Origin of the sequence: Halobacteriovorax sp. YZS-3-1 (genome assembly GCF_047084945.1) — a bacterium.
Classification (GTDB): Bacteria; Bdellovibrionota; Bacteriovoracia; order Bacteriovoracales; family Bacteriovoracaceae; genus Halobacteriovorax_A; species Halobacteriovorax_A vibrionivorans.
On record NZ_JBKIYI010000001.1, the window covers coordinates 1,178,730 to 1,195,691 of the forward strand.

Here is a 16,962-nt window from a genome sequence, read left to right on the forward strand (position 1 = left end):
TAATCTAATCTTCAGAGTGTCTAATATCCTGTCCTGATTCTAGGAAAATGATATCTTCACAAATATTTGTAGCGTGGTCACCACAGCGCTCAAATATTTTTGAAACGCGAATAATAGCAAAGCCTTCGTCGACTTCAGCTTTTCCTTCTTTTAATAATTGGTAAAACTTCTTAACAAGATCTCTGTGAAGAGAGTTAACTTCCTGGTCCGCTTTAATTACGTCTGTTGCCATCTTTGTATTATTTGAAGCAAAGGCAATAAGACTTTTTCTTACCATTTCTAAAACTTCTGCTTGAATGATCGTGCAGTAGTCACGATTAGTTTCGACTCTCATTAAGTAACGTTTTAAGTTAACTGCCTCATCACCAAGTCTTTCAAGCTCTGAGTTTATTTTCATAATTGCAAGGGCCGTACGCAGATCAATTGCAGTAGGGGACTTCAGTGCAATAAACTTAAAAACATGGTCATCAACTAGTTTATGATATTCATTAATTTCATGTTCTAATTCATGAAGCTCTTCAATCTTTGAATCTTCTTGAACGGCTACGTGAAGAATCTTCTCCACAACAGCGGCCATTTCGGTAATATCTTTTCTAAGTGTTTCAACTGTTAAATCCATGGCCTACTCCTTAACCAAAACGACCCGTGATATAGTCTTCTGTTTTCTTTTCTTTTGGGTTAGTAAATACATCACTACTTAGGCCGTGCTCGATAAGCTCACCTAAGATGAAGAAGCTTGTATAGTCTGCAATACGAGCAGCTTGTTGCATATTGTGAGTTACAACAATTACCGTATAGTCCTTTTTTAATTCACTCATCAGATCTTCAATCTTACCCGTTGCAATTGGATCAAGTGCAGATGTTGGCTCATCCATTAGAACAATTGGAGGGTTCGTTGCAAGAGTTCTAGCAATGCAAAGTCTTTGCTGCTGTCCACCTGAGAGAGAAGTCCCTTCTTGGTGAAGCTTGTCTTTTACCTCATCCCAAAGAGCTGCTTTTGTAAGACAATTAAAAGCAATCTCATCTAATTCACTTTTTTTCTTCTTTCCCCAAAGACGTGGGCCAATAACAACATTGTCATAAATACTCATGGCCGCAAATGGGTTTGGCTTTTGAAATACCATTCCAATCTTGCGACGGATTTCAACAGGATCTGCGTCTGGTGCGTAAATATCTTTACCATCTAATATGACTTCTCCAGATACGCGTGCACCTTCCACTTCTTCGTGGATACGATTTAAGGTACGGATATAAGTAGATTTACCACAACCTGATGGGCCAATAATGGCATTAACCGTATTCTTCTCATATTTTAGGTCAATTCCTTTGACTGCTTGAAAGTCACCAAACCATGCTTGAATATTATTAACTTCTAAAATGATATCGCTATTAGACATTATGATTTCCTCACAAAGAATTTTTTAAGCTTCTTTGTATTAAATAAAAATTTCGCACTTAAATTTAGTCCCAGAACAATAATAATTAAAGTGAATGATCCGGCCCAAGCTTGTTGTTGCCAATCTTTATAGGGGCTTATTGCATAATTATAAATTTGGACAGGAAGGGATGCCATTGGGCCTGTCACTTGGAAGCTTAAATACATACTTCCAAAAGCTGTAAAGAGTAGTGGTGCTGTTTCACCAGCAGCACGAGATATGGCCAGGATAACCCCTGTTGTAAGAGAGTTTCTTGAGCCTCTTAAAATTATATTCCAAATAACTCGCCATCGAGGTAACCCTAGGGCCAGTCCTGCTTCTCTAACATGTCTTGGAATAAGTTTTAAAATCTCTTCAGTTGTACGTGTAACAATTGGTAAAATGATAATACTCAGAGCAAAAGCACCTGCTAGGGCAGAAAATGATTTAAAGCTAACAACAAATATTAAATAAGAAAAAATACCGACAACAATTGATGGAACACCTGTTAAGAGGTCAATTGTAAAGCGTAGGCTTTGCGCAATTTTTCCTTTACCGTACTCACTTAAGTAGACACCACATAATGTCCCTACAGGAACAGCTATAAATGAGCCTAGGGCAACCATCATTAGTGTTCCGATGATTGCATGTCTCATTCCGCCTCCAACTTCTCCTACAGGTTTAGGATCATTTAGAAAAAAATCTAAGCTTAACGAAGTGGAACCTTTTTGTAGAAGGAAAACGAAGATTAGAATAAGTGGCATTATTACAATGAGAGAACTTAGTATTAAAGTTCCTCGAAAGAGTTGGTTCTTTATGACTCTTTTTTTGGATAGTTTCATTTCTTACTCCTTCCTTTAGTTTGTCTCCATACAATTGTTCGTGCAATTAGATTGACGACAAAAGTGACGACAAAAAGTAGAAGACCAACTAGGCACAGTGCTGATAGGTGAAGATCACTTTCAGCTTCTGCATATTCATTTGCCATAACTGAGGCCATTGTTGAAGCCGGGGCAAAAATTGATTTTGATATTTGAGGTGTATTTCCAATAACCATTGCAACGGCCATTGTTTCACCTAAGGCACGTCCAAGGCCAAGAACTAATGCACCAACGATACCTGAAAAGCTTGGCTTAAGTACTGCAATTTTAATCATTTCAAATTTAGTCGCCCCAAGCCCTAGAGCTGCCTCTTTATGTAGAATACTTACAGAGCGAAAAACTTCTCTTGCTACAGAAGTAATCGTTGGGATGATCATTATCGCTAAGATGATTGATGCAGTTAAAATACCGATTCCAAAACTTGGACCTTGAAATAGAGGTAGAAATCCTAGAGTTGATTTTAGAGCAGGTGTAACAGTATCTTTTACAAAAGGAGCTAAGTAATAAAGTCCCCAAAGACCAAAGATAATACTTGGCACCGCTGCAATAAGTTCAACAAATGTCCCTAAAATATTTGAAAGAGATTTTGGAAGGTATTCTGTAATATAAAGTGCAACACTTACACTTACTGGTCCTGCAATTAAAAGTGCAAGTAGAGATGTTACAACCGTTCCAAAAATAAAGGGAAGTGCTCCAAACTCATCATCGATGGGATTCCAGAAGTCATCTGTGATAAAAGCAAAGCCAAATTCATTAAAGGCTTCGCGACTTGCAAAGAATAATTGTCCTATCATAATAAGTAGGAGAACAATTACAACAAGTGAAAAAAATCTTAGTGTAGTATAGGCCATCTTATCCTGATAACTAGGAGATGATGGCCTGAAGTCTTTTAATAATTTCATTAAAGAGATTTTACCTTCTTAACAACCTTTTTGGAAAGTTCTTCTGGTAATGGAGCGTAGAAAAGCTCTTTTGCGTAATTTTGACCTTTAGTTATGGCCCATTCTACAAATTTATAGATCTCGACTCTTTTTTGGTCCTTCTCAACCATTGGTAAAAGAATATAAGTTAAGGCACTAATAGGATATGCATCTTTATCGGCACTATTGATTAGTGAGCCAGTTAATTCTTTACCTTTTGGAGTAAATCCTTTGGCCGATGCTGATACAGCTTCAACTGTTGGATTAATGTAGACACCTGCTTTATTTTTTAGAGCAACTGTTTTGATATTATTCTTTCTGGCGTGAGCAAGGTCCATATAAGTGATAGTGCCAGTAGTGTTTTCTACCATTGAAGTTACACCATCATTTCCTTTTGCTCCTATTCCTGTTGGCCATCTTAGAGACTTTCCAGTTCCAACTCTTTGCTTCCATTCTGAACTTACGTCGACTAGGTAGTCAGCGAAATTCTTCGTTGTTCCTGAACCATCAGCACGACGAACAACTAGAATATCACTCTCTGGAAGTTTCATTTCTGGATTTAATTTTTGAATTTGTGGAGCATTCCACTTTGTGATTTTACCAAGGTAGATATCTGCTAAAGTTGGACCATCAAGTTTAAGCTGATCTTTAACTTCTGGGTGATTATAAGCAATCGCCACTGCACCTAGAACCATTGGAACGTGAAGTACTGGCCACTTTGCTTTCTTCTTATCTTTTTCTTTCATTGGAGCATCAGAGGCACCAAAATCAACTGTTTCTTTAATTAGTTGGCGAATACCTCCACCTGATCCAATTGGCTGGTAATTGAATTGTACGTCAGGATTTTGTTTTGAGTATTCTGAAAACCATTTTGAGTAAATGGCATATGGGAATGAAGCACCAGCAGCATTAATTTTCATTGCATGAGCACTTAGTGCAGATAGTGCGGCACAAAGTATAATGAGCTTTCTAATCATTTTATGTCTCCTCGAATATAGCTAAATGTGTGTTCTCACTAAGAAATTTAGCATAGGGAGAAAAGGGTGTTTATTAAGATTTTGTTAAGAAAACAGTAGGGCAGGCATTGCTGCCCCACGATATAATTTATTGAAGTGTATTTGAAACGTAAAGTCTAAATGACTTATCTTGGTTGCGACGAATTGTGCAAATTCCTTCTTCTCTTTTGTTGATTAAGTAATCGTAATAATCTGGAAGAGTATCTTGGATCTCAAGGATAGATTTTCCTTCGTGCTCACCAAAATCGATAAAGACGTTTTCTTCTGCAATTATTCCCGTTACCGGGCTTACTGGAATTTGTTGACTGGCCATGTTCCCTCCCTGGAGCATTTAGCAATTGTTAATTTAAATATATGTAATTAAAAATATATTAACCTTATCCTTGGTTAATTATTATTTTGAAATATTTGAAACGTTATGAAAAGTTTTTTTTACTTGACTGATGTTGTAAAGAAATTGCGAAAGTAGTTAATGATAATTTTAAATTCGTGTGGGTACTCACTTCCAATATGTGAACGTATTTTCTCTAAGGCTTCAAAGATCGATAAAGCCTCTCTATAAGGGCGTGTTGAGATCATGGCCGCAACGATATCACAGACGTTAACCATGAGCGTTTCAAAACCTGTTACAGTCAGGTTCTTGATATGTTGATTATCAGTGTCGTATTTATCGATAATACTGAACGTGTGATGGTTTTCAATGACCTTCATATGAGCAGGTGAGAGCTGAATCCTTCCTTGCAGAATTCTTGCAGAAATAATTGGGTGTTTCGCAAGTAGGACTTTATCCATTTCAGAAAGATTCTCTTTATCGAATTTATCAATAGGAATGGCCGACATTCCAATATCCTTAAAGTAACTTGTGATAAAAAAGTTCTCAATATCTTTATCATTATAGAGTTGAGATGTTTTCAGAATCCCTACGAGAAAGATTGAGGAAAGTAGGGGTTGAGCAAAAATATAATGATGCCCTTGGGCCGCATAGTAACGATATAGTGGCTCGTGCATCTTTGGGTTCTTTATTAGAAAGTTGGCGAGAACCTTTAGACTTTGATACTGAAGATTTAATGCATTATCATCCGTTGGATCTTCAAAGAGATAGCGAAGATTAATGGTAATAAGATTGAGCTGATTTTTGCAATTTTGATATGTATCACCCATTGAAAAGGATCTTGTTACCTGTCTTAGGGTGTTTTGTTGTAATTCCTTTAACTCTTCTCTTTGCTCATTACTTGCAAAGACTATAGTATGACCTCTTTCAATCATTTCCTTTAAAGTATCGTTAGCAACATAGGTGCCACGATATAGTGAATGCTTAAATTTACCATCTTCAAAGATAAAAACATCACATGGGGTTGTCGGGATATTAAAGAGCTCCCTTATTGTAAAAGGTGTGAGGTTTAGGGCCAAATGGGATTTTCGGAAAATATCCAATGCATTCATGATCATATTATAACTTAAGTAACCAAAATCATTAAATACCAATGAAAATAGGCAATAATTCGCTTTTATTGCCAAGTGGGGAAAATGGTCAATTACAGTATCTAAATTATTGAAAATAAAGGCTTCTACTAGAGAGTTAAGCAATCCACTCGTTTTAATTAACCAGATTGCTATAGTGGGGAAATACGAAGAAATAAATCGTTGACCAGTAGAGGGCGGATATGAGCGCATTAAAGAATTTAGAAGAATATATTGCAGATCCTAAGTTATTTGAATCTATTCAATTATTTGATGACGGCCCATATAGTCTACATTGGTCAAATTGGTCGAAATTAATTGAGGCCATGAAAGATCGTCACTCAAGTGGTATTTCTTCGATGAGTATCAGTGAAGTTAAAGAAGAACTTGAAGCTTTTAAAGAGATTCCAGTTTGGTTAGTGAATAAGAAAGGTGAGATGGAGACAACTCTATTTGATCTCTATAACTTCTATATTGACCCGAGATTAAAGCATCTTTGGTTTGATGTGAATAAGCAAACACTAATATCTCTAAAGCATAAGGCCGGTCCATTTATGCATCTGCATTCAATGAGATGGGTTGATTATGATATTTATAAATTATTTGTCTATGATCGCTTACTGACAAACCTATCATTAAGTCATCGTGACTTCAGAATGAACACAAATCTTAAGGCTAAGTTTTCATTCTGGAATTCTATATTAAAACCTGTTGATGGACAGATTGTGCAATTGAGTCGCAAGGGAATCCTTGTATCAATTGAGGGGCACAAGAATTTTTTAAGTCTATCACAGGCCGACCAAATTTCCCTTAGTGCTGAGGTTGGGGGACTCCTTAGCGCTAATGGGAAAACTTATGAAGAACTTGATGAGGCCATCTGCCAAAGTAAGAAGAAGAGTATAAAGATAGATTTTGATGATAATATCTTTAGCGACTTAAATGCTTTGGAAACATGTAAAGGTGAAACTTATTACATCTTTGTTCCATTTTCAAAATTTCCAATCAGACACCACAGAGTAGGTAAGGCCATTCAACATGTTATTGATGAAGTTGAAGGTGTAGCGTCTGAAATTCTTAATAAGTTAATAGCTTAGTAAATTATCTTATTGAGTGGACTTGGTCTAAAGCTTCTTATTCTTTTGTAGAGTACACTTAGGTATTCCTTACTTACAAGGAACGGGTGTTCTCTATTTGATGCACGAATAATAAAGTTTTCTTTTTTCTCAATATTTAAGTCTGGTAGAGAAGTTAATACCCATGAAAGGTCATATTCAATCTCTTCTCCTGATTTAATTTTTACAATAACTTTATAATATGGCTTCTTTAGGTAGCGCTCAATTCTTTCATTCATTTTATCTGTTCTCTTATCTAAAATAAGATTCGATTTGAAGCTTGTTAATTTAACAAGAAAGTCTTGGACTAATTCATCATTTAAAGCATTATTTCCAGATATCCATATGTCATTCTTATTTCTTTCAAAAGCAAAACGCAGCTTTCCTGAATTTATAACAGTAATGGCCGTAATATCACTTGGAGCATAACTAAAGACTCGTGAATCAATTAGAGATGGAAGGTCTAGTTTTTCCAGAGAGAACTTTACAGCGTTTACGTGGTAGATAGCATTATCACTATCACTCACAACATAAGTCGAGTTATCAATTGGATTAATTAGTCCAAAAGAGATTGTTTCATCAATTCCATCCTCATTCTTTAGAGTAATAGTTGAAGTTGGATTATCGAGTGAGAAGTTTGATAAATTGATAGGATCTTTTGGAAAGATCTTTTTTATTTTTACATTCTTTAGTGAATCGAGAAGCTTTGTGATTGTCGCTTCATTGGCATTAATTCGTCGAGGCTGAGTAATAATCCATTGGCCATTATTCTTTGCAAGACTAAATCGTCCTAGGTTTGATGCAAGAGAGAGACTATCTACGTCATCAATTTGATCACTTGTGAAAAGAAACTGTAGATTCGAAAGTTCTTTTGAAGTTATCACGGGTGCTTGAAAAAACTCGCTTATAACAGCTCCAAATAGGAGAGTCACAAAGAGAATTGAAACAAGGCTTGCTGAGAAATAGTTACGTCTAATATTTTGCATAAGAAATTTTAGAATTCTTATTAGAGATCGTCAAAGATATCCAGCTCGTCATCATCATCTCCTCCTGCTGGTGATGCCGGAGTTGCATTTACTGACTTTGGAGCCTCTTGGGCCACTTCTGGTTCAAATGACTTAATAAAGTTTCTAAGAAGAGTTCTTTCACCCTCTTTAAGAAATGTGAACTTTATCCCTGTACGGTAGGGTAGAGAAGCGTTGGAAATAATACGACTTTTCATATTAAAAGTTCGCGAATAAACAACGATTCCATTTAGGATAATACGATTTGGTATTTGGATATCAACAACGATTGATTGACCCTGTGTGAACTCTCGTTCACAGAAGAAATACATACCTTCCATGTAGAGTTCTGATAACAATAAATTCCCACTAAAAAGCTTTTCTTTTGGTAGATCGGGAATAAATTGCTTGATAACTTTCTTCTCATTTATCGGAGTAACATTGTCAGTTTCTTCTCCATTCATTGCTGCATCTGCCAGTGCTTGAGGATCAAGTTCGTTGTTATCATCTTCAACTTCTTCAGCAACAGGAAGCTCACCTTTGTCTTTATAAATTTCGATTAGGTCTTCTAAATCAGGCTTTTCGCCTTCTTTGTAGCGAAGACGAACGGCCTCTTCTACTTCAGATCGAAGAGTCCAGACTTTTACTGGTATTCTTTTTATAAGGACTGGGTCGTTACTTTTTCCGTGTATCATTAACTAACATTTTCTCACATTTTCAATATTTTGTATCTTTTGAAATTTTTGCCCTTTGAATGGTGGTAAACTAGTTAGCAGACATATTTTTAGTCTTAGTATGGTCTCCTTATGGAAGGGGAGATAAAGGATTAGGAGGATCTTAATGAGTATTAAATCTATTTTAGCGCCAGCTATTATTTCAGCAATGGCACTTTCACCACTTGCAGCTGATCATGTTCCAGGAGAACTGATTGTAAAGCTTAAGAAAGATGTTGCAGCAGAGAACTTTTTTGGACATTCACTAACGGGAGCATCACTTGATCGTCGTATCGAGCTATCATCAGGTGACCTTTATGTTGTGAAGTTTAATGAATCACTTGTGTCAATTGACACTCTTGCAAAGCAAATGAATGAAAGAGCAGAAGTTGAATATGCTGAGCCTAACTTCATTTACGAAATCGTAAAGCCAATTGTACACACAAATGTTCTTGATGAAATTCTAAACTATCAAGATGCTTCTGATAATGGTGCATACTATACACCAGCAGATGCTAAGTTTGGAAAACTTTGGGGACTTAGAAACACTGGTTCTAATGGGCCACGTGGTGTAAATGCTGTCGAAGGTGCTGACGTTGATGCACTTAAGGCATGGGAAATCACAAAAGGTGATCGCGCAATTAAAATCGCTGTAATCGATACAGGGATTGATTACAACCACCCAGATCTAAGAGATCAAATGTGGGTAAACGAAGCAGAAGCAAATGGTCAGCCAGGTGTTGATGATGACGGAAATGGTTATGTTGATGATATCCATGGTTATGACTTCGCTAATAATGACGGTGATCCTATTGATGGACACTCTCATGGTACACACTGTGCAGGAACAATCGGTGCTTCACACAACGCTATTGGTGTTGCTGGTGTAATGAGAGATGTTCAATTTGTAGCGGTTAAGTTTTTAACTGATAGTGGTTCAGGTTCAACTGAAGCTGCGATCAAGTCAATTGATTATGCTACAAAAATTGGTGTTGATATTATGTCAAACTCTTGGGGAGGGGGCGGACGCTCTGAAGCACTTCAAGAAGCAATCGAAAGAGCTAATGATGCAGGTATCGTATTTACGGCCGCAGCAGGTAACTCTTCAACTGATAACGATTCAAGACCACACTACCCATCAAACTACAATGTTGATAACGTAATTTCAGTTGCTGCAACAACAGCTGCTGATGAACTAGCAAGCTTTTCTTGTTACGGACGTTCAACAGTTCATATTGGTGCACCAGGGCATGAGATTCTATCAACTGTTAAAAATGGTGGATATGCTTCTTACTCAGGAACTTCAATGGCAACTCCTCATGTTTCAGGTGTAATTGGTCTTTTCCTAGCTGAAAATAAGGATCTAACTCCACTACAAATCAGAAATAAAGTTATGGTAACTTCTGATCCAGTAGCGGCACTTAGAGGTAAGACTATTAACTCTGGACGTATTAACGCTTACAATCTTTTAACGAATACAATTCCTGAAAGAAACGAGCCAAATCCAGAAGATTGGCAAACAGTTGATGCTCCTCTTTTTGAGTCAGCACACCCATATTCAGAAAATGAAGTTATGGAAACTGTTTACGAAGTTGAAGGTGCAAAATTCATTCGTCTAAGAATTCGTAAGTTTGACCTTGAGAATCGTTATGACTACATCGAGATTAGAGATGCTAAAGGTACTTTAATTGAGAAGGTAACTGGTAGCGGTGAGAACTACACTTCTTTCTTTGCTGAAGGTGGAACACTTAAATTAACATTTAAGTCAGACCGTTCAGTTCAGAAGTGGGGATTTGTTATTGATCAAGTTGATGTTCAATACTAATTTGTTTTAAATAAACAGCCATAAATAAAAAGGCCAGCTAAATGCTGGCCTTTTCTATATCTAAATGACTTAAAGTCTTAGAATTAAAATCTAATTAAGCGTTCCAAAGGTGCTTGTACTTCTTAAGGAACTTAGAAAGAGATCCAACTTTATCTAGAGTTCTAATTGCTCTAGTTGAAAGTCTAAGCTTAATTGTTTCACCTGTTACAGGATCATATACTCTCTTTGTTTGAAGATTTGGTTTTTGAGTCATTTTGCTTCTGTTCTTAGCGTGAGAAACTTTATTACCAACAAGTCTTCTTTTTCCAGTTAAATCACATGTACGTGCCATCACTTCATCCTTATTTATATAAACTCTACATTAATATTTGGGTTATTAGGTTGTAGAATATAAACATATCGTCATAAAAGTGCAACCATTTTTGTGCAAAATGAGCAATATCTTATGGTTTTTACAAGTAGTTATCAAAGAATCTTGGACATAGCAAAACGCTGTCGATATCATATTAGATATAAATAACTAATTTCAGGTAGTTATCCTCTTAAAAGGAAGAGGAGAGGTTGTAAGATTGAAAAAACGTATTTTATTGTTTTTCATAATTCTAGTAGCTATGTCGGTGAGCTACTTCCTATACCACTTCTATCAGGATGATTATCTACCACAGAAGGTTAGGGGTCATTACGAATCTGAAGGTCAAAAAGAACTCAAACCTTTTTCAAATAATACTCCTAAAAAGAAGTTTGTTCCACGAAAGCAATTCCATGAAGATAATGAGTATAAGAGAAGTGATGATCAAGTCGTCACAATTGAAGGCCTGCCTGCAGGAGAACTTGCACAATTAGGTGGCGAAATTCAAAAACTTGAGATGCTCAACTTAGATTGTGAAAAGAGTATCAACTCAAATCTGCCACCATCACAAATTATCGATCCAATTAATTCTTCTTATTTTCAAAACCCAGATGAAGTTATAATGAATCTTAAAAGAGCTGTAACTTTTTATAATGATGTAAAGGCCAGGCAAGAGGCTCTTCGTTTTGTTGAAAGAGCTGAGTACGCATTATCTTCTTATGAACAAGTAAGCGCAACAGACTTTGGAAAGATCTTGAGGGCCCCTCTTGTATGTCGTCAGTCCAACTTAACGATTTTCTTTGAATCTATTATTGAGTTAGCTGAAGAAGGTGAGTTTACTGCGATTCAAAAAGAAAATATTGTGGGCTTTATGACAACCGAAATCTTTAAGTCCCTTTCTAACGACTACTTACAAGATAATATTTTAATGCATCTGACACTTTTAAAAGGTGTAGGACTCTTATCTGGGGCGGATCAGTCTTATTTTACTGAGCTCGAGTCAATTTATGATGAGTTGAGAGCAGTCTATTCATCTGTTTATGAAGCACCTGAAACGGATAATTTAAAAGTCGTTAATCCTGGTGATGTATATATGGAATACCAAGCAAGGCAGAAGCAGTCAGCCGCCCGAAGTTTAGAGTTAATTGATAATTACTTAGATATCTATCTTCAGTTTTAAGAGGTTGATTATTCTTCCATGCATAAGTAGACGGCCTTTTCAATAGCGCCGGCCTTTAAGCACATATCTTTAATCTTACCTAAAATCCAGTGGCGCATTGGCCTTGGGTAGCGAATCTTTCCATCTTCACCTTTTGTAAGCTCCGAATGAAAGTAGGTTGTTTTTGGATAATTCTTTTTTACTTGTGAGTAGACATCTTTAGTAAAGCGCACAACACCAATTGAGATATATTCTACTTTATTTAGTGGAATGATATTAGAGACTTCATTTATTAGTTCTTGATATTCTTCTTCGAATTGATCTGTGTGAATAACGGGATCAAAGTGTAGTCCAATAGGGTGACCCGCTTTATACAGCTTCTCAATTGCCTTAAGTCTTGCTGCAAGAGATGGTGTCTTAAGATCATGTGATTTAATCTTATTCTTTGGCGATAAAGAAAATGAAGTAATAAAGTTTGGTAAGGGATCAAGCTTCATCAGTTCTTTAATATTTGCCGACTTTGTTCTTAATTCGATAAAGCACTTTGAATTACGTTTTGCAAAGTCATGATAGAAGCTTAGTTCATTGGTTAAGTGTGTTAGAGCTAGGGAATCACTGAATTCACCAGCGTGAAACCACAGGTTGCCTGTTGTTTTATCTGCTATTTCTTGCATGCTTGCCATAATTTCTTGATGATTAACAAAGAGAACAAGATCCGGTGAATTAAAATATCCTTGAAGGTAGCAGTAGTCACACTCATAAATACAATTATAAGCGTGGATAAAGTAATAATGAGGCTCACCTGAGATTCCATATGCATCAGGAGCTTCTTTTACTAAAGAGCCTTTTTTGTGGGCAATGAAGAGATTTAGAGAATCTCTCTTATGGAGATAAGGTTTTTTTACTCTTCCCCAGATATCTGCATGATTATCTATGTATACAACTTGTGCTTTTGGAAAGCGCTTTGGAAGAGAGAGAGCAATTTCTCCATTTCGAGCTTCTTCTTCAATGAATATCTTTTCAATCTTCATTAAAGATTTTCTCCATTCATAATTGATTGGTACTCGTGCCAGTCTATATTCTTAAGTTTACGAGTAAGCTCTTTTATATCTTTTTCGCTTTTGATATTTATTTTTAAATTTAAAAAGACTTTCTCAATTGCTGGGTCGTATGTGAGCTCTTTCTTCTCAAAGCCTGCATCTTGAATAAAGCTATCAAGTTGTCCTAGAATTTTTGTGCGTGTAGGATAAAGCTTCTCTTTTAGTTGATCCCTTAGCTTTAAGGCCCTCTTTTTTGGGGTCGTCTCTAAGTTTAGAAGGGAAGTTGTATCGATGATGTCATTAATATTTTCTTTTTCGTACTTTACACATAGTTGCTGGCACAGGTTTGAGACTTCTCGATTAAGAGAAAGTGTAAAGTAGTAGTCGCTTTGCTCTTTAAATGGATTCTCAATTGATGAGGCTTTCTCTACTAGTTCTAATTCTTGATAGAATTCAAATAATTTTTGAGAGTAATCTTGAGAAAGCTCTTTAATATATTCGCATATTGGTGCATCACTAACATGGTCTGAAATAAGTTTATAAGATAAAAGATCGATATTTGCTTGCTTGGCAACAAGGCCTATGGCCCATCCTTCTCGATCTGCTAGTGGGGCAATGTGCTCAAGCTTTTGAGATTCTTTGGTATCTAAAAGTCTTTGTTTTGCTGTGATGAGGTCGTGTTTTGCCTGAGTGTCTATTGTTTGAAAGCTTTTAAATTCATCTTGGCCATAGATTGTTCTAATTGAGTGAATTTCATTCTTTTGTAATTGTTCATTTAAGGCAGCACAAATACCGAAGTTAATGATTCTTTGAACATTTCCACTAAGTTGCCCTAGAGCGAGGCTAAGTCCCGTTAGAACGTTATTATGGCCTTCTCCTGTGATAATAAGCGCAACACTCTGATCCTCTAGAGTGTAGAGGGAGTTATTTAATGGGTGGGCCTTAAGCTCCATCTCTTTTAGGAAGCATTGTGCTTCACCGCGGTGTGCAAAAACTAGTAGATCCATTCCATTGGAATAACTTTTAATCTATCGGTGCGTCAAGTCTTTACGCATTTTAGGACAGAGGATACTTTTAAATTATGAAAATACTAGACCAATATGGAAAATTTGCTTTTGGTGGCGCAAGTATCTCTGGAGAAGGCGCTGGTTATGGATTTGGAGATATTAGTGAGTCTGACTCTCTTACTCTTCTACAACACGCTTTTGATCGAGGCGTTCGTATCTTTGATACAGCTCCTATATACGGCTTTGGAGAAAGTGAAAGGCGAATAGGCAAGGCCTTTGCTTTAAATGGACAAAGAGAGAAGGCTTTTATCATTTCTAAGTCTGGTGTTACTTGGCATGAGAATAAACGTGTGGATATGAGCAATGATCCAAAAGTAACTAGAGATATGCTTGAGCAATCTCTACGTGATCTTCAAAGTGATTATATTGATCTTTTTATGGTTCACTGGCCTGATGAAAATGTTGATATTCGTAAAACAGTTGAAGTATTAGCTAAAGCAAAGAACGAAGGAAAGATCAAACATATCGGCCTTTGTAATACTACACCTGAAGAGTTTAAGCTTGCTAGTGAAGTGGATAAGATTGAAGTGATTCAATCTCAATTCAACTTTTTTGAACAAGATGTAAAAAATGATATTTTTCCAATAGTTAAAGAAAACGATATTAGCTTCATGAGCTGGGGAACTCTTGATAAAGGGATTCTTACTGGACGAGTTAATCGCGATCGTAAATTTGATAAGAGTGACTGTCGCTCGTGGGCCCCATGGTGGAAGGCCATGGATAAAGAGAGTCGTTATGAAATTGTTGAAAGGATGCAACCTGCATTGGATAAACACGCTATGACAGGTCTAGATTTTGCGATTCACTTTAACCTTTCTCATGATGAGTTAAGTACGATTCTTTGTGGTGCTAGAAATTTAAAACAATTAGATGGTGTTATCGATAGTTTAGAGAAGAACATTACTAATGAAATGTTGGAAGATATAATCAATAGTGTTAGTTAGTGTTATTATTCCTACATATAATCGTGCAGATTTTTTAAAACGCTCGATTACTTCCGTCTTAAATCAAAGTTTTAATGATTTAGAACTCATTATTGTAGATGATGGCTCAACTGATCATACTCATGATGTTGTCGGCTCATTTTCAGACAAAAGAATTAAATATTTAAAGAAAGAAAACGCTGGAGTCTCTAGTGCAAGAAATCTTGGTGTAAAGAACTCAAAAGGTGATTATATTGCTTTTTTAGATTCTGATGATGAATGGCATCGAGATAAGTTGGCCTCTCAGGTTAGCTACCTAAAAAATACAGGAAAGGTATTAGTTCATACTGCTGAGAGGTGGCTAAGAGATGGAAAGGTTGTTAAGCAGAAAAAACATCACCAAAAGCATGGTGGTGATATGTTTATCCGATCGTTACAAGGCTGTGTCATTTCTCCCTCTAGTGTTTTAATGAAGAAGGAACTTTTTGAACAAATAGGTGGGATGAGAGAAGATTTCGTGGTTTGTGAAGATTATGACTTCTGGCTAAAAGTAACTTCTCTGTATGATATTGGTTTTTTAGAAAATGAGTTTGTGAATAAGTATGGCGGCCATGAAGATCAACTCTCTTTTAAGTTCTTTGCCATGGATTACTGGCGTGTGAAAAGTATGGCATGGATATTACAGAATAGGCCACTTAGTGAAGAACGTTCAAAGGCCTTATTAGAAAGTTGTCATAAAAAATGTCAGTATTTAATGAAAGGCTATAAGAAGCATCAAAATTTTAAAGACTATGAAGAAGTAAAGAGTATTGCAAGCTTTGTTACACTACATAAGTAATTGTGGCTCTTCACTAAGTCTCTTTTCTAATCCAAGTTCAATAGTTTTAGCATAGAAAACCTCTAAAGCTCTCTCCCATGGAGAGTCTTCAATATCACCGTTTAATAAATCGATAATATGAGGCAGTAGTTGCTCAACATATTCCTCAGTACTTTCTCTTGGAAGAAGTGAAGGCAGATGATCAATGGCCGTAACCTCAAGTAACTCTTCCAAGTCGACTCTGGTCGTTGGCGTATCAATTGTTGTGATATCGTCATAGATTGGAAGTGGATTACATGGCCCGGTTGGGTCACAGCTAACATCAGAAATAACACTTAAGTTTCTTTCTTGCTCTAATGTTTTAAGATCAAGAAATGGTTTTGCTTTAGTTGTATTTAAAGTGCAGTTTATCAAGATATCATAATCTAAAATTGCTCTAATTGGTCTTTGGACACTTGTTTCTTCTCGTCCCCATGCACAGAATTCGACACCAACACTTTTTAGAAATTGTTTTGCACCAATACCACAACGTCCACGGTGGCCAATGACAACGGCACGAGGTCGTTTTTGAAGCTGTTCAAGATCTTTGGCAACTTCGTTGATAAGACTAAATTGATTTTCATATGAATTTAAAGGAGCGCTTGCATTGAAGTCTTCTCCTCTTTGCTGAGCAATCCAATTCTTAAGTCCAATTGCTGCACCAACAAAACCGGCCCATCGACCAAAGGCTGCAATTCTCTTTCCATTCTCATCCACAAGGTATTCAAGATCAAATAACTTACCATCACCTTGAATAAAGCGATCAAGCATTTCATTGGCCCCATTTTGACCCTTGTAAACATGAGCAAAGTGAATGTGGCGATGAGTGAGAGGAAACTTCTCTGCATCCAGCTCTTTTAGACCTAAGATATATGCATTCTTAGGCGCCATATTGATCCAAGAGTTACTTGGCATCATTTTAAAGCCTAGCTTTTCAAATTCCTCGTCTTTAAAAATACGACTTGGAGATCTTTCGATGATAACTTCATGGCCGAGATCACGTATAGCTTTGGCCGCCTCTGGCGTGAGGGCACTTCGCTGCTCAAATGGCTTTGTCTCATGGCGTAACCATAAAGTCTTATAAATCATCCAATCTCCTAATCATCTATATCATCCCTAATTTGTCGAATTTACGAACAAATATAATTTAACAAGTATAGCAAAATATAAGCTCAGGGCCTGAAATTTGCCAAATTTTGTAAGATTTACAAGTGGGATTAA

At 36.5% G+C, this 16,962-nt stretch carries 18 protein-coding genes; 5 read left to right on the plus strand and 13 right to left on the minus strand.

Features of this window, described 5'->3' with window-relative positions; genetic code table 11:
- Positions 1-4: 4 nt before the first annotated feature.
- The 7 genes from phoU to ACMAZI_RS05725 all read right to left on the minus strand — a co-directional run bounded on the left by phoU (position 5) and on the right by ACMAZI_RS05725 (position 5,675).
- Positions 5-619 (minus strand): phosphate signaling complex protein PhoU, encoded by a 615-nt coding sequence (phoU, locus tag ACMAZI_RS05695; protein WP_114705175.1) that lies wholly within the window; start codon positions 617-619, stop codon positions 5-7.
- Between the two features lie 10 nt (positions 620-629).
- Positions 630-1,397, minus strand: coding sequence for a phosphate ABC transporter ATP-binding protein PstB (pstB, locus tag ACMAZI_RS05700; RefSeq protein WP_114705174.1), 768 nt, complete (start codon positions 1,395-1,397; stop codon positions 630-632).
- Positions 1,397-2,257 carry a phosphate ABC transporter permease PstA gene (gene pstA / locus ACMAZI_RS05705; RefSeq protein ID WP_114705173.1) on the minus strand — a complete coding sequence of 287 codons (861 nt, stop codon included), beginning with the start codon at positions 2,255-2,257 and terminating at the stop codon, positions 1,397-1,399. The genes pstB and pstA overlap by 1 nt, the downstream gene beginning before the upstream one ends.
- Positions 2,254-3,198 carry a phosphate ABC transporter permease subunit PstC gene (gene pstC, locus ACMAZI_RS05710; protein ID WP_114705172.1) on the minus strand — a complete coding sequence of 315 codons (945 nt, stop codon included), beginning with the start codon at positions 3,196-3,198 and terminating at the stop codon, positions 2,254-2,256. Before pstC ends, pstA begins: the two co-directional genes overlap by 4 nt.
- Complete coding sequence (gene pstS, locus ACMAZI_RS05715; RefSeq protein ID WP_114705171.1) at positions 3,198-4,193, minus strand: phosphate ABC transporter substrate-binding protein PstS; 996 nt, start codon at positions 4,191-4,193, stop codon at positions 3,198-3,200. Before pstS ends, pstC begins: the two co-directional genes overlap by 1 nt.
- A 127-nt stretch (positions 4,194-4,320) precedes the next feature.
- Positions 4,321-4,545 carry a hypothetical protein gene (locus ACMAZI_RS05720; RefSeq protein ID WP_114705170.1) on the minus strand — a complete coding sequence of 75 codons (225 nt, stop codon included), beginning with the start codon at positions 4,543-4,545 and terminating at the stop codon, positions 4,321-4,323.
- Between the two features lie 119 nt (positions 4,546-4,664).
- Positions 4,665-5,675, minus strand: coding sequence for an HD-GYP domain-containing protein (locus ACMAZI_RS05725; RefSeq protein ID WP_162929650.1), 1,011 nt, complete (start codon positions 5,673-5,675; stop codon positions 4,665-4,667).
- 221 nt (positions 5,676-5,896) lie between these two features.
- Here ACMAZI_RS05725 and ACMAZI_RS05730 point away from each other — a divergent pair, with 221 nt between their 5' ends.
- Entirely contained in the window at positions 5,897-6,787 is an 891-nt protein-coding gene (locus tag ACMAZI_RS05730; protein WP_114705168.1) for a hypothetical protein, read from the plus strand.
- Here the strand turns inward: ACMAZI_RS05730 and ACMAZI_RS05735 are convergent.
- Positions 6,784-7,791 carry a DUF4340 domain-containing protein gene (locus ACMAZI_RS05735; RefSeq protein ID WP_114705167.1) on the minus strand — a complete coding sequence of 336 codons (1,008 nt, stop codon included), beginning with the start codon at positions 7,789-7,791 and terminating at the stop codon, positions 6,784-6,786. The two genes, ACMAZI_RS05730 and ACMAZI_RS05735, sit on opposite strands and share 4 nt — an antisense overlap.
- 20 nt (positions 7,792-7,811) lie before the next feature.
- The gene (locus ACMAZI_RS05740) at positions 7,812-8,504 is read right to left on the minus strand and encodes a hypothetical protein (RefSeq protein WP_114705166.1); all 693 of its coding nucleotides are present in this window, start codon (positions 8,502-8,504) and stop codon (positions 7,812-7,814) included.
- Between the two features lie 145 nt (positions 8,505-8,649).
- Between ACMAZI_RS05740 and ACMAZI_RS05745 the strand changes: the two genes are divergently transcribed.
- The gene (locus ACMAZI_RS05745) at positions 8,650-10,347 is read left to right on the plus strand and encodes a S8 family serine peptidase (RefSeq protein WP_114705165.1); all 1,698 of its coding nucleotides are present in this window, start codon (positions 8,650-8,652) and stop codon (positions 10,345-10,347) included.
- A gap of 94 nt (positions 10,348-10,441) precedes the next feature.
- Here the strand turns inward: ACMAZI_RS05745 and rpmB are convergent, their stop codons facing one another.
- A complete protein-coding gene (gene rpmB / locus ACMAZI_RS05750) occupies positions 10,442-10,678 on the minus strand; it encodes a 50S ribosomal protein L28 (RefSeq protein WP_114705164.1) in 237 nt (78 codons plus the stop codon).
- 238 nt (positions 10,679-10,916) lie between these two features.
- On the opposite strand from rpmB, the gene ACMAZI_RS05755 reads away from it, so the two are divergent.
- Positions 10,917-11,876, plus strand: coding sequence for a hypothetical protein (locus tag ACMAZI_RS05755; protein WP_133296837.1), 960 nt, complete (start codon positions 10,917-10,919; stop codon positions 11,874-11,876).
- An 8-nt stretch (positions 11,877-11,884) separates the two neighbouring features.
- Here ACMAZI_RS05755 and ACMAZI_RS05760 read toward each other — a convergent pair whose 3' ends face one another.
- Positions 11,885-12,886 (minus strand): SPL family radical SAM protein, encoded by a 1,002-nt coding sequence (locus ACMAZI_RS05760; protein WP_114705162.1) that lies wholly within the window; start codon positions 12,884-12,886, stop codon positions 11,885-11,887.
- Complete coding sequence (locus tag ACMAZI_RS05765; RefSeq protein ID WP_114705161.1) at positions 12,886-13,902, minus strand: hypothetical protein; 1,017 nt, start codon at positions 13,900-13,902, stop codon at positions 12,886-12,888. The genes ACMAZI_RS05760 and ACMAZI_RS05765 overlap by 1 nt, the downstream gene beginning before the upstream one ends.
- A gap of 74 nt (positions 13,903-13,976) precedes the next feature.
- On the opposite strand from ACMAZI_RS05765, the gene ACMAZI_RS05770 reads away from it, so the two are divergent.
- Both ACMAZI_RS05770 and ACMAZI_RS05775 read left to right on the plus strand, forming a co-directional pair.
- Positions 13,977-14,906: an aldo/keto reductase gene (locus ACMAZI_RS05770; RefSeq protein ID WP_114705160.1), complete on the plus strand. Its 930-nt coding sequence runs from the start codon at positions 13,977-13,979 to the stop codon at positions 14,904-14,906.
- Entirely contained in the window at positions 14,896-15,723 is an 828-nt protein-coding gene (locus tag ACMAZI_RS05775) for a glycosyltransferase family 2 protein (protein ID WP_199506594.1), read from the plus strand. The genes ACMAZI_RS05770 and ACMAZI_RS05775 overlap by 11 nt, the downstream gene beginning before the upstream one ends.
- Here ACMAZI_RS05775 and ACMAZI_RS05780 read toward each other — a convergent pair.
- Positions 15,712-16,830 (minus strand): saccharopine dehydrogenase, encoded by a 1,119-nt coding sequence (locus ACMAZI_RS05780; RefSeq protein ID WP_114705158.1) that lies wholly within the window; start codon positions 16,828-16,830, stop codon positions 15,712-15,714. The two genes, ACMAZI_RS05775 and ACMAZI_RS05780, sit on opposite strands and share 12 nt — an antisense overlap.
- Positions 16,831-16,962: the final 132 nt, after the last annotated feature.